Origin of the sequence: Mycoplasmopsis felis, assembly GCF_034647055.2 — a bacterium.
GTDB classification, from domain to species: Bacteria; Bacillota_I; Bacilli_A; order Mycoplasmatales; family Metamycoplasmataceae; genus Mycoplasmopsis; species Mycoplasmopsis felis.
Map to the genome: position 1 here is coordinate 759,081 of NZ_CP141047.2, position 20,696 is coordinate 779,776.

Sequence of the window (20,696 nt, forward strand, 5' to 3'; positions counted from 1 at the left end):
ATATATAAGGACACAATATGACAGAAAATAAGAATAAAAAGAAAAAAGGTTTTGCTGTAGTTATTGGTTCTGCATTAGTATTAGCAGGATCATCAGCTATTGCAGGAACAATATTAGCAATTAATTCACAAGAATCAAATCAAAGACAAAAATCATATGATGATAAAAAGAATGAATTAAGAGAATTAATTTCAAAAATAACAGACACAGAAACAAGAAATAAATTAACAGAAAAATTAAACACAATTTCACAAGATTATAACCCTGAATCATTAAAAGATATTTTAGAATTAATAGAAGAAGCAAAAAACAATCATAAAAAAGAAATTCAAGAGACCGAAAAACAAGGTCAAATGTTTTTAATTTCAGATATTAATGAAATAAAATACAACGATAAAAAAGATCAAAAAATTATAGAAGCATACCAAAAAAAATATGCTGCTATTAAACAAAAATTTCTAGATTCAATTAATCAAAGTGATATCACACCAGATCAATTAGAAACAGCTAAAAATACTTATTTAAATAATTTAAACAATTTAAAAGAAGAAGTAAAAACAACTAATGATTCTCTGGTTTTATTAACAAAAGTAACTGATAAAGAAAAGGAAACAGAATTATTATTACAAATTCAAACTTCAGCAAGTTTAGATTTACCGAAAATTCAAGAAACTAAGAAAAATATTGAAAACCAAATTAAAACAGAAAAAGATGAATTTGTTACAAATCTTTCTACATCTAGTTCAATATTATCAGAAGTTAAACGTGATATATTAAATTCTTATGATCAAAAAATAAATGATTTAAAAAATCAAATTAATCAGTTAAATACACAAGAAAATATTAATAATTTAACTTTACAAAACAGAGAAAAATCTCAAAAAGTTTTAGAAGAAACTCAAAAATTAAAGCAAATAGCTGACATTATTTTCCATCTAAAAGAAAGAAATCCAGATGATAAAAAAGTTATTGTAGATGCTTTAAATAAAGTTGATTTTAGTAATAATTCATCAAACTCAGATGATACAACTTCAACAGATGATTCATCAAATAATACACAAACAACAATTAATGATGTTTTAGCATTAGCACAAAAACTAAACAACAAGCAAACTGTTAAACAAAATGATAAAATTTCTGCTGTTAATAAAAAGTTATTAGATGCAGTTATTAATGACAAAAAACAAGAAGAATTTAAACAAAGATTAGATCAAGCAACCAATATTCCTGATTCATATAATTTAGACAATAAAGCAAACCTATTAACATCATTAATCAATAATGATTCAATTGATAATGATACTAAATCTCAATTAACACCTTTATTAGATCAATTAACTCAAGCAAGAGAATTAATTCAAAACAATCCAACTCAAGCAAGTCAAAAATTAACAGAAATTGAAAATCGAATTAATGCAACTATTTTAGGACAAAATCCAGATGAAACTAAAAATAATACATTTTTAAATCTTCAAAAAAATGCTTTGACTGAATTGATTAATAATACTAATTTAACACCAGAACAAAAAACAGATTTAATCAATAAGATTACAGCAACAAATGATTTAACGTCATTAAATAATTTAAAAGAACAAGATGTTAAAAAAGCATTAGATGATCAATATCTACAAGATAATGCTCCAAGAATTTCTGAAATTTTAAACAATCTTAATAATGATTTAGAAACTGAAATTACTAAACAATCAGGGATACCTGGATTAGTTTATGTTAAAAAACAAAATTTAATTGATTCAATAAATGATTCTAATTTACCTCAAAGTCAAAAAGATGTTTTATTAAATAAAATTCAAAGCGCAGCTAATAACGATCCGAGTGCAGAATTAACTCAATTAAGAACATTAGATGATGAAGTAGAAGTGTTTGTAAGATTACAAAACTTAAAAGATAAAGCTACTGATTTATTAAATAAATTAACTGATTCTCCAGAAAAAACAAACTTATTAAATAGTTTAAATAATCTAGATATTACTGATTTAGCATCAGCAGAACAAGTAATAAATCAAGCTGAAACACAATTAAATACTATTACAACCAATGTTAATCAACAATTACAAACAACTAGAGAAACAACCCAAAATTCAATTAATAAACTAGCAGGAAATAGTGATTTAGTAAGAGAATTAAGCAATCAATTATCTAATTCAACAACACAAGATGAATTTACTGCACTAAAAATTAGAGCAGAACAAGTTCTTAATGATGAAATATCAGCAACACAAAGAGTTATTGATCAAATTAATGATTTAGATCCTAAAAAAGCAGAATTACAAAAACAATTAGATGATGCTAAAAATTCTCCAGATTCTACATATGAAACATTTGCTAATATACATAATCAAGCAAATGCACATTTAGCAAGACAAAATGAACTAACCTCTGCAAATTCTATTTTAACTTCAGCAAGTAATCTTACAGAAGAAGAAAGAACAGAATTACAAAATCAATTAAATTCAGCAAATGATGCAGATAGCGTTGCATTAATAAAAGATCAAATAGTTCTTAAAAAAGAATATAGTGATACTAAAGCACAAGCTACACAAAGTGTTAGTCAAATTACTAACCCAACTAAAAAAGCAGAATTTGAACAAATGCTTTCTAATGCATCAACAAAAGAAGCAGCAGATAAGATTCGTTCAGATGCAAGTGCATATGCAACTGCTGAAGAAATTAATAATGATTTACACAATAGATTAAATTCATTGTTAGAAAATATAACAGATGAAAGAAAAAGACAAGAAATAGCAACTCAATTAACTAATGCATTAAATGATGATAGTAACAATCCAAATACTGATCAATCTGCTGTTTTAACTAAATTACATGAAGTTGAAACAAAAATTAATGAACAATTAAATAGAGAAACAGAATTATCTGCTATTAAAACTCAAAAAGAACAATCTATAGAAACAGAATTAACTGAAATAACTGATCCTACTAAAAAAGCAGAATTCCAAACTAAATTAGATGAAATTAAAAACACAACAGATTTATCTCAAGCTGTTTCTAAAGCAAATGAATTACAAAATATGATTCAAACTCAAAAAGAATTTGAATCATCAAAAAAATTAGCAACCTCAGAATTATCACGTTTAAGAGTTGCAAATTCATCTCAAAGAACTGAATTAGAAAATAGATTAAACGCAGCAACAACAAAAGAGCAATTAGACAATCTAAGAACTGAAATTTTAGCTGAAAAAGTTAAAGAAGATAAGTTAATTGAAGATGAACGTAAAAAAGTAAGAGAAGCAATTTCTTTATTATCAGATTCAAATCCATTAAAACAACAATTAACAGAAAGATTGCAAACAGCTTTACCTATTGACAATCCTGATTCACAAGACGATGTAGCAGATGTAGAACAAGCAAAAAGCATTGCTCAAGAAGCAACACAAGTTTTTGAAACATTAAAAACAAATTTTGAAACTGAATTAGCAAAATTAACAGGACTAGAAGATAGTGAAGCAATAGAAGGATATAATTTATCAACATTTAATGCTAATAAATCTCAAGCAAATCTTGATGAAGATAAATTAGCAGTTTTATCTGAAAAAGTTCAACAAACACTACAAAAATTCAGAGATCAAGCATTAGCAGAAGCAGTTAAATTATCAGATGATAACCCTAAAAAAGCAGAATTATTAAATGCTATTAATAATCCTGCCAAAACATTATCAGAATTAAAAACATTAAAAACAGATAGCATTAGTGCAAAACAATTAGAAGATGCTAAAAACCAAGCATTACAAGAAATCCAAAAAATTAAATCTCAAACAAGAAGAGAAGAATTAATCGATGAATTAAATGCTGTAGATACTGTTGAAAAAGCAAATGAAGTAAAACAAAAAGCAACATATGAAATACAAGCAGAACAAGAAAGACATAGATTAGTTTATACATCTGCTTTAGAATTAATCAACAACATTGAAGATCAACAAATTAAAATGGATTTATTAAAACAAATCAATGGAGTTGATGAACAAGGTAATGCTAATACCACAGGACCAGATAGTTCTTTAAGTACACAAGATTTAGAAGATATTAAAGCAGTAGCACAATCTCAAAGAACACAAGAAGAAAATAATTTAGAAAAATCAAAAGAATCTGCAAGAGAAGAATTATTAAAAATTACAGATACTAATATTCAAGATGGTAAAGGTGATTTTGGAAGAAGAATAGATAATGCAAGAACTCAAGCAGAAGTTCAAGCAATCATTTCAGAAATTAATGCTCAATTAGAAAATGCCAAAAATAAAGCATTAGAATTAAGAGATAAATTAGAACCAAACAACCCTGCACGTTTAGATATTGAAGCATTAATAAATCAATTTGGACAAGATAACACCCCAAGTCAAGCTGAATGAGATGCATTAAAAACCAAAGCAGAACAAGAAATACAAAGATTAAGAAATCATGCTATAAGTGTTGTTAATAGATTATCAAACGGAGTTACTAAATCTGAATTATTACAAAACTTAAATGACCAAGTTAATACAGATACAGAAGCAAAAATAGCAAACTACCAACAACAAGCTCAACAAATTATTGACGCTAAAATAGCAGAAGTTCAAGCAGTTGTTAATAAAACAATCGGTTCAACTGAAAACACAACCTTTGTTGAAAGATTAAACAATCAAAATATCACAATCGATGAATTAGAAACATTAAAAAATGAAGCACAAACTGTTTTTGATAATAAGTTAAATGAAATTAAAGCAAACATTGATACTTTACTAGCTTTTGCTAAACCAGAAGATGATAGTGCAGTTAATGAACTTAAAGAAAGATTATTAAATGCATCTAATATTCAAGAAATTAATGAAATTCAAAACCAAGTTTTAGCAAAAACTCAAGAATTAGTAAATAAAGAATTAACAATATTATTAGGTGTAGAAGGTGATCCATCTAAAAACCATCCTCAATTACAATCATTAATAGATAAAGTTAATTCAGATACAACAATTTCTGTAACAGATAAAATTAATGTAGTTTCTGAAACAACTGCTTTATTATCTCGAGCAAGAACTCAAGCACAAAATTCAATTAATAAATTAAATGGTGATACAGAAGTTCAAGCACAAAGTCTTCCACTACCTCCAGAAGCTCATCAAACATATGCACAATTACTAGCAGCTCAAGAAAAAGCAGAAGAGTTATTTGAAAACGAGAAACAAAAAGTATTAACTCAAATTAATGCACTAAGAACAGAAAATCAAGGTACTTTAAGTGAAGAATTACAAAATGCTACAGATTTAAATGCTGTTAAATCTGTAAAAAATAAAACAGAAATAGCACAAGCAAAACAAGATACAAATGATATTATTGCTCTAATTCAAACTCCAGACAAACAAAATGCAGCTCGAGAAACATTAACAAATGCTGGTGATGATTTAACAGCTATTTTAAATGCTAAAAATACAGCTATTGAAAAATTAAGAGAAGAAGGCGAAGAAGTTAGAGCAGATGTAGCAAGTATTCAAAATGAACTAAGACCTTATTTAGCAAATCTAAATCTAGAACAAAGTTTATTAGATAACTTAGCTAATGCAACTACACCAGAACAATTAACTCAAGCAAAACAAGGTATTATTAATTCTATTAATCAAATTGCTTTAAATGCTATATCTCCATTACCAGATGCTGATCAAAATAAAACTAATGTAACAAATATGCCTAATACTAACATAACTGAAGTATTAGCAAAATACAATGAAAGTTTAAAACAATTAGCTAAATATAATGCTCAAACTGAAATTAATAAATTACCAGAAAATGCAAGAGAATCATTAAATAATGAATTAACAAATGCAAATACAACTGAAACTTATAATGAAATTCAAGCAAAAGCAACTGAATTAGTTAATTTACATAATTTAGCAAACCAAGAATTAGCTTCGCTTCCTTCACAAGGAAACAAAACTGCATTACAAGAAGAATTAAACAATGCTACTACAAAAGAAAAAACCCAAGAAGTAATAGATAAAATAGCAGAATTATTAACAAAAATTAATGAAGCTCAAACAGAATTAGATAAAGTTTCAGATAGAAACAAAGGGAATTTACAAGAAGAATTAAACAATGCTACTACTAAAGAAAAAGTAGCAGAAGTTCTTACTAAAATACAACAAGCCCAAAGGCAAGATGTACTAGATGCAGAATATGCTCAAGCACAAACTGAAGCTCAAAATGCTATTAATAATCTTCCAGAAGGTTCTCGTACAACTTTACAAAGTAGATTAGATAACACTAACCCAACTCCTACTAAAGAACAAGTAATCCAAATTAAAAATGATGCAATTGAATTAAAAACAGTTCAAGACCAAACTCGTGATACTATTAATGCAACTAGTTTATCTCCAAATAATAAAGAAAAATTACTAGCTGATTTAAATTCTATTCAAACCAAAGATGAAATAAATAATATTAACACTAGAAAAGATAATATCTTAGCAAAAATACAAGAAATAAATAATAAAATAAATAATTTCAGACAACCAGCACGTAGGGAAAATAGAACAGATGGAGAATACGGAAAAACCGATTGATATGGAGAAATTCAAACACGTTACTTTGCAGAAATTGAAAAATTAAAACAATCAATTAATGAACAAGTTGCAAATCTAAAAGAAGCAGATGAAAACAATCCATTATCTACTTTTGAAACTCAATTAGCATTAGTAACAAAAAAACATGAATATATCAATAGACTTATAGATAAATTTGGTGGAGGACATCCTGGTTTTATTAAGAAATTAATCAATACCAATGATATAGCTGAATTAGATGCATATATAAATACAAATATGCAAAGTATGCAAAATGCTCAAATTCAATTCTGAAATGATGCATCATTGATTGGAATACGTGATAGAAGTAGTAGACAATGAATCTCAGGTGGAACTACATTTACAGCACCGACATACCGTCATTTATTAGCAGATATGTGGGAAATATCTGACGTTACTGAATTTAATAATTTTGTTCAAAATAAATTACCACTTTATCTAGAAAACATTAGATTTAGGGAAACAATTACACATTCAGATGCTAATATGGTTCCTCAAACAGGAAAAGATTATTATACTCAATTAATGTTAAATGAAACAACTACAGAAGGTATAGTAAGGGTTAAGGAAGAGTTTAACACATATAAAACAGAAACAAATAGATTTACAAATATTGTAAATAAAAGATTAACAAGTAACCCAAACAGAAAAGAAAGTCTTTTATTAGAAATTAATTCAACACGTAATACTGCAGAATTAGAAACTATAATTGCTAGAAACATTAATTTATTAAGAGATGAATTAAAAGATATAGCAAATTCCTTATCACACTTTAATAATGCTAAAACTCAATACAATAACATAGCAGATACAGAGAATGATTTTAGAAGATTATATGACGAACTAATAAAAGCATCTACAGTTCAAGAATATGAACCAGAAGGAAAAAGATTATTAGATGAATATATTAAATATTATCCATCTAAACAAACTGAACAACAACAATTAACTGAGAAATTTAATTCAATTGTTTCAATAGAAACACTTAATGAATATAAAACTTTATATGATCAAACCAGATATAGACAAGATTTCAGATTCTTTACAGGTGGTAATAGACCAAGAGTTACAAGAAATGGTAATCATTCAAAAATGAATTTACCATTTGATAGAGTATCAAACCAAGAAGAAACTATATTAGTAATAGCCGAAGAAGTTGACACAAAAACAGAAAAAACTTATTCAGGTAGATATAGTTTTAGAACTGTTTCTAATTATACAGGAAATTGAAGTGGATTAACATCTGGAAAAACATATAGAGTTATTAGGATAGTTGTTGGTAGTGGAAATAGAGAAGATAAAGAAATAAAAATACCTGAACCTATTGAATGAACACATCCATAATTTCTCTCTAAAAAATAATTAATAATCTCTGGATTACAATTGCTTTTATATAAAGACAAATAATTAAATATTTTGTATTAAAAAAACAAACAAAACCTCAGGATTTCCCTGAGGTTTTGGGGACTGTATTATATTTTGTGTAAATTCTCTTTAACTTACTTTTTAAAGTAAGAGAAAAGTGATAGCAAAACACAAATCTGGTTCTATTATAACAGAAAAAAACCAAACAAAATGTCAAAAAGACGGAATGTCATTTCCGCTTTTTGGTTTTTGTTTGGTTTTTGTTTTTTTTAACCCTTCCGTCCCTTGATTGCAATCAAGGGAGACCTTACTTTTTTGAAAAAAAGTAAGACAAAAAACTTTAATTTTAAAAACAATTTTTAGTTGTTTTCTTTAAATATTATTAATAATTGACTTAAGATTTGTCCTCAGTTTGGAGTAATTTTATCTCATTTTGCAAGTTGATTATTTATAGCAAAATATACTGATTTCATAAGTGATTCTTCTGTTGGAAAAGAAGTTTTTGTTTTAGTAATTTTTCTTATGTTTCTATTAAGGTTTTCAATAATATTAGTTGTATAAATTAACTTTCTTATTTCTTTTGGGAAATTAAAAAATGTAACTAATTCTTCAAAATTATCTCTTCAACTTTTAATGGCATACATATATTTATCTTTTCACTTATCTTCAAAAATTTGTAAAAATCTTGTTGCTTCATCAATATTATTTGCCTGATAAATATTTTTCATATCTTTTGTAAACTCTTTTAAGTCTTTGTAATTAACAAATTTAACTGAGTTTCTGATTTGGTGAACTACACATTTTTGTATTTGGGTTTTAGGAAAAACTGCTTTAATAGCATTTGATATACCTGTTAAGTTATCACTTGAAATAATAAAAATTTCTTGTACACCCCTTAATTTAAGGTCATTTAGTACTTGCATTCAGTATTTTGCACTTTCAGATTCACCTATTCAAAAACCTAAGACATCTTTTTGTCCTTCAAGTGTATAACCCATAACTATATAAACAGATTTTTCAACCAATCTATTTTCTTCTTTAACTTTAAATCTAATCCCATCTATAAAAACCATAGCATATTCTTTTTCTAATGGTCTGTTTCTTCACTCAATTATTTGTGGCATTATTTTATCTGTTATTCTACTTACAAATGATGGTTCAACATCAATACCATAAATTTCATGTAATGTTGAAGAAATATCTCTTGTGGACATACCGCTGCTATAAAGTTTAATTACTGCACCTTCAATAAAAGAAATATCATATTGAAATTTTGGAACTACTTGTGGTTCAAACTCAGCGTTTCTATCTCTTGGTATTTTTAAATTTATATCACCAAATTGTGATCTAACTTTTTTATCATATGAACCATTTCTGTAATTATCTTTAATTACTTTTTCATGTTCATATCTATCATAACCAAGATAATTTTTCATCTCTTCTTGTAAAATTTTTTCAATTAAGTCTTTAGTTTGAGACTTAAGAATTTCTTGAACGTCTTCAATAGTCTTTGGTTTATACTGATTATATAATTTTTCAGTATCAAGATTAAATGTACTTTTCTTTTGCATAAAAAATCTCCTAATATAAATATTTTAAATTAAATATTTGCTATTAAGAGAATTTACACAAAATTAACTACACTTCCTTAATTTATACTAACTTTTTTTAAATCAATAGTTTCATCCATGAAAAGAAGAAGTTTTCAAATGAATTATATTTTTTCATTAGGTTATAGTTATCTTGAATATCAGTTGATTTAGAATTATATAATTGAAATATTTCTATAATTGAATTAACAGCGCTACCAGTTATAACATCCATTGTTTCATATTGTGAATACATACTTCTGCTATCCATATTATTAGTACCAACTCAGCCTAGTTGATCATCAACTACACCTAATTTAGAGTGTAAAAAGTGTTCATTATAAACTCTAACTTTTAGTCCATATTTCATTAATTTTCTTAATTGTCAAATACTTATTTGGTATACTAACTTTTTATCTGGCAAACCAGGGATAAAAACTGTTATGTCTACTCCACTTTTTAATGCTAATATAATTTGTTTATAAATAGCTTCTGAAACAGAGAAGTAAGGTGTTGAAATCTTTATGCTTTTCTTTGCATTTGAAATTAATTTTAATCATGTATATTCAGATGAAGAATGAGAATAACTAGGAGAATCAACAACTAAAATTGAATGAGTTGTATATAATTCATTATTTTTTAGTTTTAATAATTTTCTTTTTATCTCTATTTCTTTTCTAGTAATAAATTTTCAAAATCTAGCAAAATGTAAAATATATGTATTGATATATTCACCAGTTATTTTATAATTTAAATCAATTCAGTGACCATATTTTTTTGATAATGATGCATATTCATCAGAAATATTATTTCCACCAGAAAACACCATCTCTGAATCTATTATAATGAATTTCTGATGATTTCTATTAAAACTAGAAGCATTTATAAATGGATAAATGATTTTTCCTATATATTGAATTTCTATTCCATCTTTTTTTAGTTTTCTTAATAACTTTCTTTGAGATCTATATGCACCAAAATAATCTACTAATCACTTAATTTCTACACCTTGTTTTGCTTTTTCTTTTAAAATATGCATAAACTCTTTAGATATTTCGCTTTTCTTTAATATATAAGTGACTAAATAAATACTTTCTTTTGCATTTTTTATATCTTCAATTAATTTATCATAAAATCTATAACCTTCTTTAAAAAATTCATATTCAGAACTTTTGACAGTAGTTTGATGAATCAAAGATAAAGAATTAATTAATTCATTTGAACAGTTTTCTTTATTAATTAAGCCTAAGTTTATATAAGTATTTAATTTGTATTTCGAATCATTTTGGATTTTAAGTTCTAATTTATTTTTAGATATTCAACCAAAACCAAAAAATAAAGCATGGCCTATAACTGGAAACAATGTAATAATATATAATCAACCTAGTTTTGCTTCATAATTTCTTTTTTGCAACCCTATAAAAAAAACAAATATGGTATTTATAAAGTAAAATAAAGATAAAATCAAATAAATATAATTGATGTTTATTAAATATAATAAGCTAGAAATAGAAGCAAAAATACCTGTTAAAAATAAAAATTGTATAATGAAGAAAAATAAACGTTTAAAGTGTATTCTTTTTTTCATATATTATCCATATAACAAAAACACAATATTTTCTTATAAATATTGTGTTTTTATCTTATTTTTTAGCTTTATAACCTTTTCCATCACGGATTCTTCCGTTTTCTCCGTGAATATAATAAGTTCCATTATTTTTCTTTGCTAATTCTTTTGCATATGCTATACATTCTTTTTGAGTATCAAAAGTAATGGTTGCTCTTTCTGCACCTTCTCTATATACTCTTCATTTATCTTTTTCTTTATCAAGTGTTATATGTCACACTGCTTTTAATTCATTTTTTTCGCTCATTATTATTTATCCAATTCTTCAATTCTACTTTGGTGTCTTCCACCTTCAAATTCTGTATTTATATATTCATCAACAATTTTTTTTGCATCATCTATATTAATTTGACGACCACCAAAAACTAAAACATTTGCATCATTATGTTGTTTAGCAAGATGTGCATCTTCTACTGAAACAACTCTTGCTGCTCTAATATGTTTGTGTCTATTTAAAGCATAAGAAATACCTAGTCCTGTTCCACAAACTGCTATTCCAAAAACAGGTTTATTATCATTAACATAATTTGCCAATTCATTTCCTTGAGTTGCATAACTCACTGAAACAGTGTCTGTATTAGGTCCTAAATCAACTGGTTCATAACCTTTTGATTTAATATATTCTTTTAATTCTTCTTTAAGTTTAAAACCAGCATGGTCGCTAGCAAAAGCTACAATTTTTTTAATCATAAGTGCCTTTCATTTAAATTAATTATAGATATTATTATATTATACTAAATAAATTGGATAAAATACAATATAACTATATATATTTATTATATTTTTCTTTTATATTATGCAATATTTCATTTATTTTTGATGTTGAATAAAAATTATATTCTTTTGGTTTTGAATTGTTTAAATAAGATTCTATGTAACAGAGTTCTTGATCATTTAAATAGGATTTCAATTTTTCTATTTTTTGATACGCTAGGTTCTTATAATTTTCTGCAGAAATATTTTCTTGGTAAATTTTAGATTGTAATTTTTTTAAATTTATGAGATTATATGAAACTTTTGTCTCAAATTTATTTTGGGTATTATAATTAACATTAAAGTAATTTAATATTTTATACTTTAATGTTTTTCAAAAATAATTTTCATATGGTATTACTTTATGTTCTCTTTCTGTTTTTAAAATTTCTAAAACTTCAAAATATGAAATATTTAAAATTTCATCAAAATCAAAAACGTTATTAAAATATATTCTTTGTATTTTAAAAATCAATTGTTTTAATCTTACTAAGTATTTTGTATTAAAACGAAATAAAATCTCATTTCTATTTGTTTTAATTTTATCAATGTCAAAAGATAGAAATTCTTTTGCTTCATTTGTTAATTTATCTTTTTTAATTTTTATCATTTTTGTTTATTAAATCAAAAAGAATAATTCCAGTAGCTACAGATACATTAAGAGACTGAACAGTTCCTTTTTGTTTAATATAAACAAATTCATCACACACTGAAAGTACGCTTTTTGATACACCATCTCCTTCACTACCTAAAACTATTGCAGTAGGTTTGTTGTATTGTATATTTGTGTGTGAAACTGACTTTTCATTTAATACAGTTGCATAAACTCAATAATTTTCTTTTTTAAGTTTGGTTATAGTTGCTGATAAACTATTTACTTTATAAAAATTCATATTAATTGTTCCACCTGAAGAAACTTTAAAAACAGTTGAATTTATATCAGCACATTTTTCTTTAGGTAAAATGATATTATTTATTCCTGCAGCATTAGCAGTTCTTATAATTGCACCTAAATTATGTGGATCTTGTATATGGTCTAGGATTAAGATGTTTTCAGGTTTATTTTTTAATAAAAAATTAATATCTTGATATTGGATTCCATTAACAATACCAATGAAACCTTGGTGATTTTCATTGGTTAATGTGTCTAAAAAATTTAAATCTTTTATCTCTATATTAATTTTAGAATTTTTAAAATAATTTAAATTCTCTTTTTTTGATAAATATATTTTTTTAAATTTTATATTGTTATTATATGCCTCAATAACGGTATTTTTTCCACACATTAATAATTCTTTCATATTTTATAACCTCTTTTTTCATAATTTAAGTATTTTTTTAGATTAAGTTTTGTTTCATTAGTTCTTCTCTTAAAACATCAGCGTTTTTATAATCTTTTTGCTTTAAAAATTCTTTTCATTGTTTGTATTTTGGAATATAAACTTGATAATCAAATTTTGCTATATCAAAACCAAGATCTAAAAAAACTTTAAATAACAAACTAATATTATGAAGTTGACTATTTTTATTAATTTCTTTAATTAAATCATTTATTGATTTATTAAAATCTGAAAATCTTCTATCAAAAATAAACTGCATTATTTTTTTATATTCTTCTATATTATAAATATCATTGGAAATACCATTTATTTCCTTTGTAAAAAAGATATTTTTTAATCTTTTTATTATTATTTCTATATTATTGATTAAATTATCATCTATATTTATGGTGCTTGTAAAACTATTAAGCAAAAAAATAAATTTCAAATGATCTGCTGAATATTTTTTTAAAAAATCTGATGCTAAAATAACATTATTTAATGATTTAGACATTTTTTGTTCTTGAAACATTATTTGTCCGGTTCTCAATCAAGTTTTAGTTATAGGTTTATTATACAAACTAAAATATTGAATATTTTCATTTTCATGATGAGGAAAAGTTAAATCCATTCCTCCTCCATGGATATCTATTGTTTGATTATTAAAATTTTTGGCTATCAATGCAGCACACTCTGTATGTCAACCAGGTCTACCTAATCCAAATTTTGAGTTGTATTTAATTCCCACATTAGTATTTTTTCATAAAGCAAAATCAGCTTTAAATTTTTTAAAATCATTTTCTTTTTCAAAAATCATATTATCTATTTTTTGATTTGATACATTTCCATAATTATGTTTATTTTTAAGAACATCAAAATAAACAGAATTAGCAACTATGTATGCATCATTATTTTGATAAATTTGATTGATAAATTCAGATACTAAATCTATATTATCTGTGACTAATTCAATTTTAGAGATTGTATCAATGTTAAGATCTTTTAAAATATTTAAATAATGATTAGTGAAGAAAGTTGATATTTCTTTTTCTGTTTTATTATCTTGAATTGATTTATTAATGATTTTATCGTCTATATCAGTTATATTATGTACAAAATGAAAATCAATATTCAAATTTCTTGCTGCTTTTAAAATTAAATCCATAGTTAGTATAGGACGTAAATTTCCTATATGAACATAATTGTAAACTGTAGGACCACAAACATATACTTTTAACATAATTAATATTATATTTATTATTTAGTATTTAAATAACTTAAATCTTTAAAAATAATTTTATTTTATGGTAAATATGTAAATATAACATAATTTATTCATTTTTTTAAGTATAAAAACAAAAAATAGCAATAAATAACAGTTTATATAGTAAAATATAACAAATAAACGAGTTTTGTTTATTGTTATTTTTTTAATACATTAATATAAGGAGGTCATTTTGCAAGAAAAACAAAATAATTATATTGATCCAACCATTGAAGAAGTCAAGGATATTGAACAAAAACAAAATATTATATCTAAATTTAGTAACAAGCAACTTGTGAATGACTTAAGTCAAATGTTAGTTGGTTCAGATGAAGTAAAATCAAAATTGGTTAAAAAGAATACAATTTATAAAAGAACAAAAATGGCTAATTTTGGTTTAAAATTAAATAAATTATATTCAAATATCTCTACATGAAAATTAATCCTTATAACAATTTCTACTGCCATATTTTTTGGTGTTATTTCTGTTTTTTTAGTTAAAAATGTAGGTATTTATAACTTTGGATTAGCTGCTTTCGGTCAAGCTTTCTCTAGATTTTTAGTTGTTTTATTCAAAGAAGACCAAATCAGTGTTCAATTAAGAAATCTAATTGACCAATTTGTTTTCTGGATTGCATATATTATTTTAAGTATTCCTATATTTGTTTTTGGTTATAAAAAAATAGGTAAAATGTTTTCTAATTTAACTGTTCTTTTCTTAGTTGTATCATCCGTTGTTGCCTTTTCAATCGGTTTAATTCCTGGAGTTAATAACATTTATTTAATTGGTGATTTTTCTAATAGTTTAGTTAAAACATCATTAGAAGACTATTACAAACCACTTAGTTCAATTATTCCTTTATCATGAAGTGATGGTGGGAATATCATAGCATTATTTTTATTTGCAATCATTTATGGATATTTACTTGCTTGAATTTTTGCAATAATTCAAATCATTGGTGGAACAGCAGGTGTAACAGGAATTATTGGTGAATGATATGCTAATACAAAGCAAAAATCATTTGGTTCTATTTCTGGTTATATGAATATAGTAATTGTTTTAATAGGTGTATTAGTTGGTTCATGATTACCTGGTTCAATATTATTACAAAAAGCTTTTGGTGAACAAGCAAAAAATAATGCTTTAACTGAAGAACAAATAAAAATTTATAAACTTGCTTGATCTTTTGAATTGTATTTATCACCTAATTTTATTGCAACCATCTTAACTAATATTGTTTATATTATAGTTTTAAACAAACTATATCCTAAATTTAAATTAGTTCGTGTTGAAATTTATTCAATGAAACACTCGCAAGAAATAGCAATAAAATTAAGAGATGATAAAAAAATAGTAACAGGAATTACATTATTCAATGGTCGTGGTGGATTTAGTTCTGAACACATTGAAATTGTTACATCTATTACTTTATTTAGACAAGTTAATAGATTAATAAAAGATGTTCGCAAGATTGACCAAGATGCATTTATTTCTATTTCAAATGTCACAAGCATTGATGGTTATATCTATCTTCCTCAAGATAAATTCTAATATAACTTCTAATTATAGGAGTTATATTTTTTTATATATGTATCAATAAACTTATTTAAATTATTAACTTAATTATCAAATAATTTAAACTATCTATTTAATAATAAGACAACAATAAATTTTATAATGCTATAATTAAATTATTAAAAATAAATAAGGGTAATTATGAAAAAAGTTTTAGTTCCAAGGGTTAGATTTAAAGGGTTTGATGAAGAGTGGAAAGAAGAAAAAATAGAAAGTTTTTCTAAAATAACTATTGGTGAATTTGTTATAAAAACAAAACAAAATGATTTTTATGAATACCCTGTTTATAATGGAGGTATTACAAATACTGGTTTTTATAAAGAATATAATAATGAAGGAAATAAAATAATTGTAAGTGCAAGAGGAGCAAATGCTGGTTATATAAATTTTTCAGAGAAAAGATATTGAGCAGGTAATAGTTGTTATTCTATAGATTTAACATCAAAGAGACATAGCAATATCAAATTTATATTTTATTCAATGTTAATAAATAAATATAAATTTGATGATAATAAACAAGTAGGAACTATTCCTTCTGTATCATTAGAAGACGTTAAAAATTTTGTTATTTATTTGTCTTCTTATTCTGAACAACAAAAAATCGGAGATTTCTTTAGTAAGATTGATAACCTCATTTCCCTTTACAATTCCAAACTAAATAAACTCAAACAAATTAAAGATGCGTTGTTGCAAAAAATGTTTATTTAGTTATTTATTGAATTCAGTATCTATAAATTTATTAAATCTAAATTAGATATAACTAATTTAATAAAATTACTAAAAAAACTAAATATTTAATTATTTAGTTTTTGTTTTCTATTATTTGACTAATAGTGATGCTGCATCCATTTCTATTGGTTTATTAATACCCATATATTCAAGAACTGTTGGTGCTACATTTGCTAATGAACCATTTTTTAGTTTTACTGACTTATCTGAACAAATTAACATAACAGGACTACTTGTGTGTTTAGTTGCTGGATTACCGTTTTTATCTTCTGTGATTTCTGCATTACCATGATCTGCTGTTATAAAAACAGTAACATTATTTTCGTTAGCTCAATCAATTATTCTTTTAATTTGAATATCTAAGAATGAAACTGCTTTAATTGTTGCTTCCAGATTACCTGTATGCCCTACCATATCTGGATTAGCGAAGTTCATTATTGTTAAATCATAGTTTAATCCATTTGATAATAATTCATCTGTAATTCCTTGTGCAGACATTTCTGGGGCTGTAGCATAAGATTCTACTTTTAGAGAATCGACCATAATTCTTTTTGAATTTTTGAACTCAACATCTTTTCCGCCATCCATAAAATATGTAACATGAGCATATTTTTGAGTTTCAGCAATTCTTAATTGAGATTTGTTAGCTAATTCAATAACCTTACCTATTGGCATATTGATTTCCATTTCATCAAAAGCAACAATTGTTTTAATACCTTCATATTTCATCATTGAAACAAATTTATTTATTTTAACTCGTGTATTAGGTTTATTTTCATATAAATCTGAACCTATAAATAAATGTGTTAATTGTCTTGCTCTATCGGGTCTAAAGTTAAAGAAAATAATTGAATCATTATCTTTAACAAAATCTTCTTTTGTTAAAGATTCATTTATTGCTGGTACAAAGAATTCATCTGTTATTCCTTGACTATATTGTTCATTTACATAAGAAATTGCATCATTAAATTTATTTGTTGTTTTACCTAAGATAGCATCATAAGATTTTTGAACCCTATCAAACATTTTATCTCTATCCATTGCATAAAATCTTCCTGAAATAGATGCTATATTATAATTATATTTATTACAAATGTTTTGTAATTTTTCCATCGAAGATAAGATAGATTGAGGAGCAACATCTCTACCATCACCAAAAACATGAACAGAAACTTTTTTTAATCCAAATTCATGTGCACTATGTAATAATTCAAATAAATGGTCTTCTAATGAATGTACACCACCTGGTGATAAAAGACCCATTAAGTGTAAGGTTGAATTATGTTTTTGAACATCATCAAATGCTTCATTAAAATATTTATTTTTCTTGTATGTTCCATCATTTAAAGCTTTTTTTATTAATGATAATCCGGTATATACAACTGTTCCAGCCCCAATATTTAAATGACCAACTTCTGAATTACCCATTTGACCTTCTGGTAAACCAACATATTCTCCTGATGCTTGAATAATTGAATTAGGGTATTCTTTAAATAACTTATCAAAAGTAGGTGTATGAGCTAAAGCAAAACCATTACCTTGTTGTTCTTCTCTTAATCCCAAACCATCAATTACTATTAAAACTGTTTTTTTCATTTTTCTCCTTAATATTTTTAATATTTTAATTATATTACTTATTAATAAAATTTTATTGAGAAATTATTATAATAAAAATAAAATTTTTATTTATTTATAAATATGGTATTATAAATAAGCATATTTTAAGCAGCAGTTTATTATATTTAATTATTAAATTTAACATGGTTAAACTTTGTAAGTAGATAAAGCTGAATAATCAAAAACATTAAGTTAAATTTATCTAAGTAGAAATAAACCCTCATATATGCAGAAAGAGGAAAAATGTCAAGATATACAGGTCCAGTATTCAAAAAATCTCGTCGTTTAGGTTTTTCAATTTTAGAAACTGGAAAAGAATTTTCAAAAGGTAAAAAAAGAACCTATGCACCTGGTCAACATGGTAATAAAAGAACAAAATTATCTGATTATGGATTGCACTTATATGAAAAACAAAAAATTAAATACCTATTTGGTTTAAATGAAAAACAACTACGTAAAGTTTTTGAAAAAGCAGTTAAACTTAAAGGTGTAACAGGTACAAACTTATTACAATTACTAGAATTACGTTTAGATAATTTAGTTTATAGAGCAGGTTTTGCTTCAACTAGAAGACAGGCTCGTCAATTAGTAAATCACAATCACTTTACTTTAAATGGTAAAAAAGCAAATATTCCATCTATTCAAGTTTCTCTTGGTGATTCAATTGAATTGAAAGAAAAATCAAGAAATAACAAACAAATTGTAGAAGCATTAGAAAATAAACAAGCAGCTGCATGATTAACAAGAAAAGATTTTAATGTAAAATTAGATAGATTACCAGAAAGAAACGAAATTCATCCTGAAATTAAGGATGCATTAGTAGTTGAGTTCTACTCTAAATAATAAAGGAGCCAATATGAAAAAAAATATTCATCCAGATTATTATGAATTAAATGTTTCTTGTTCAACATGTCAAAAACAATTTGTATTTAAATCAACTAAAAAAAGTTTTTCTGTTGATGTATGTTCAGGATGTCACCCAGTATACACAGGTAACAGAACACAAGTTAAAGCAACAGGAAGAATTGATAGATTTAACAAACGTCTTGAAAAAGCTTCAAAATAGTTTATCATTCGATTAATTTAAAACCACTTCAATCTTTATAGTGGGAAAAAATATTCGGACACTCCGAATATTTTTTATCATAACAAAAGAGGCATTATGATACATTTAAAAATTCATGAATGAATACAAATATTTAAATCCTTTGAAGAATATAAAATTTCTAAAATTACATAATTAGAATTTGAAAGTATTTGTTATAAAATCAGATGTAAAAATTGAACAAAGTATTCATTGAAAAACATCTTGAAGAAAAGAAGATTGTATAATTTGAATATGGATATTCAATCAAAAAACAGGTAAATCTTCTAAAGTGGGAAAAGGTGTAGGTAAACCAAAAAAGAAAAAAAGTTTTAAATCAGGACTGAGTTGCAACTTTAACTGATGAAGAAAAAGATGCTGTAATTAAATATTATCAAATAATATTTGATGAAAATGACATAGAAGTTGATATTAAAAAAATCAAGGAATTAAATAAATTATCTTCTAAAAAGAAATCTAAAATTTTGTGTATATCAAGATCTACACATTATGAGAAATTAAAAAAAAGAAAAAGTTATTTGTAAAAGTTTTTATGATAATAAGGGTAGGTATGGACGAAGGAAATTAGCATATTATATAAACAAAGAATATAACATTACAATTAATCCTAGAACCCTTGGTAACTATATGAAACAACTAAATCTTTTTACATTTGTGAGAAAAAAAAGAGAAGAAGATAAGAAAAAAATACAAATATTCATTTTCAAGACTTAGTTAAAAGAAATTATAATTCTGTCAATGAAACAATTTTTGCTACAGATGTAACTTATATTCCTGCACCAAAAGATATTAATCAAAACCACATATATTTATCTACAATAATAGACCATAAAACAAAATTTGTAACATATGAATTATCACTAAATAATGATACAAATCTAGTTATTAAAAATATTCAAAAAACTAAGTTTCCAACTCAGTTTATTTTACACTCTGACCATGGATCAGTATATTATTCATTAGAATATGTTGAAAGAATTAAAGACCTAAATGGAAAAATATCTATGCTAGAATTAGAAATAGTTTAGATAACAGAGAAATTGAATATTTCTTTTCAATTCTCAAAAGTGAAATATTTCCTAATTTTAATAAAACTTGTCAATAACTTACTTTTTCTGAATTATCAAGAAAGATAAAAGAGTATATTAATTGATATAATTTTAAAAGA

Annotated in this window: 14 protein-coding genes; 6 read left to right on the forward strand and 8 right to left on the reverse strand. The window is 24.8% G+C overall.

Annotated features, from left to right (window positions below; all coding sequences use genetic code 4):
* The first annotated feature begins 17 nt into the window (after nt 1-17).
* A complete protein-coding gene (locus RRG59_RS03285; protein ID WP_322902136.1) occupies nt 18-7,928 on the forward strand; it encodes a hypothetical protein in 7,911 nt (2,636 codons plus the stop codon).
* A gap of 380 nt (nt 7,929-8,308) precedes the next feature.
* Here RRG59_RS03285 and RRG59_RS03290 read toward each other — a convergent pair whose 3' ends face one another.
* The 7 genes from RRG59_RS03290 to RRG59_RS03320 form a co-directional block, all read right to left on the reverse strand.
* Nucleotides 8,309-9,520 (reverse strand): IS256 family transposase, encoded by a 1,212-nt coding sequence (locus tag RRG59_RS03290; protein WP_322902137.1) that lies wholly within the window; start codon nt 9,518-9,520, stop codon nt 8,309-8,311.
* 97 nt (nt 9,521-9,617) lie between these two features.
* Nucleotides 9,618-11,126 (reverse strand): phospholipase D-like domain-containing protein, encoded by a 1,509-nt coding sequence (locus RRG59_RS03295; protein WP_036430484.1) that lies wholly within the window; start codon nt 11,124-11,126, stop codon nt 9,618-9,620.
* Between the two features lie 55 nt (nt 11,127-11,181).
* The gene (locus RRG59_RS03300; protein WP_036430482.1) at nt 11,182-11,412 is read right to left on the reverse strand and encodes a DUF2188 domain-containing protein; all 231 of its coding nucleotides are present in this window, start codon (nt 11,410-11,412) and stop codon (nt 11,182-11,184) included.
* Nucleotides 11,413-11,414: 2 nt separating this feature from the next.
* Nucleotides 11,415-11,855: an RpiB/LacA/LacB family sugar-phosphate isomerase gene (locus RRG59_RS03305; RefSeq protein ID WP_322902139.1), complete on the reverse strand. Its 441-nt coding sequence runs from the start codon at nt 11,853-11,855 to the stop codon at nt 11,415-11,417.
* A gap of 73 nt (nt 11,856-11,928) precedes the next feature.
* The gene (locus tag RRG59_RS03310; RefSeq protein ID WP_322902141.1) at nt 11,929-12,528 is read right to left on the reverse strand and encodes a hypothetical protein; all 600 of its coding nucleotides are present in this window, start codon (nt 12,526-12,528) and stop codon (nt 11,929-11,931) included.
* Nucleotides 12,515-13,219 (reverse strand): 23S rRNA (guanosine(2251)-2'-O)-methyltransferase RlmB, encoded by a 705-nt coding sequence (rlmB, locus tag RRG59_RS03315; protein ID WP_322902142.1) that lies wholly within the window; start codon nt 13,217-13,219, stop codon nt 12,515-12,517. The genes RRG59_RS03310 and rlmB overlap by 14 nt, the downstream gene beginning before the upstream one ends.
* A gap of 37 nt (nt 13,220-13,256) precedes the next feature.
* Nucleotides 13,257-14,477, reverse strand: a complete 1,221-nt coding sequence (locus RRG59_RS03320; RefSeq protein ID WP_322902143.1) for a class I tRNA ligase family protein — start codon at nt 14,475-14,477, stop codon at nt 13,257-13,259.
* Between the two features lie 217 nt (nt 14,478-14,694).
* Between RRG59_RS03320 and RRG59_RS03325 the strand changes: the two genes are divergently transcribed.
* Nucleotides 14,695-16,053, forward strand: coding sequence for a DUF2179 domain-containing protein (locus tag RRG59_RS03325; protein ID WP_322902144.1), 1,359 nt, complete (start codon nt 14,695-14,697; stop codon nt 16,051-16,053).
* Between the two features lie 165 nt (nt 16,054-16,218).
* Nucleotides 16,219-16,785, forward strand: coding sequence for a restriction endonuclease subunit S (locus RRG59_RS03330; protein WP_322902145.1), 567 nt, complete (start codon nt 16,219-16,221; stop codon nt 16,783-16,785).
* A 111-nt stretch (nt 16,786-16,896) separates the two neighbouring features.
* Here RRG59_RS03330 and gpmI read toward each other — a convergent pair whose 3' ends face one another.
* Nucleotides 16,897-18,402 carry a 2,3-bisphosphoglycerate-independent phosphoglycerate mutase gene (gene gpmI, locus RRG59_RS03335; RefSeq protein ID WP_322902146.1) on the reverse strand — a complete coding sequence of 502 codons (1,506 nt, stop codon included), beginning with the start codon at nt 18,400-18,402 and terminating at the stop codon, nt 16,897-16,899.
* A 264-nt stretch (nt 18,403-18,666) separates the two neighbouring features.
* Here gpmI and rpsD point away from each other — a divergent pair, with 264 nt between their 5' ends.
* The 3 genes from rpsD (at nt 18,667) to RRG59_RS03350 (ending at nt 20,242) form a co-directional block, all read left to right on the forward strand.
* Nucleotides 18,667-19,266 carry a 30S ribosomal protein S4 gene (rpsD, locus tag RRG59_RS03340; RefSeq protein ID WP_036431100.1) on the forward strand — a complete coding sequence of 200 codons (600 nt, stop codon included), beginning with the start codon at nt 18,667-18,669 and terminating at the stop codon, nt 19,264-19,266.
* 13 nt (nt 19,267-19,279) lie between these two features.
* Nucleotides 19,280-19,489 carry a 50S ribosomal protein L31 gene (rpmE, locus tag RRG59_RS03345; RefSeq protein ID WP_161553218.1) on the forward strand — a complete coding sequence of 70 codons (210 nt, stop codon included), beginning with the start codon at nt 19,280-19,282 and terminating at the stop codon, nt 19,487-19,489.
* Nucleotides 19,490-20,092: 603 nt separating this feature from the next.
* Nucleotides 20,093-20,242, forward strand: a complete 150-nt coding sequence (locus RRG59_RS03350; protein ID WP_322902744.1) for a hypothetical protein — start codon at nt 20,093-20,095, stop codon at nt 20,240-20,242.
* The last annotated feature ends 454 nt before the right edge of the window (nt 20,243-20,696 follow it).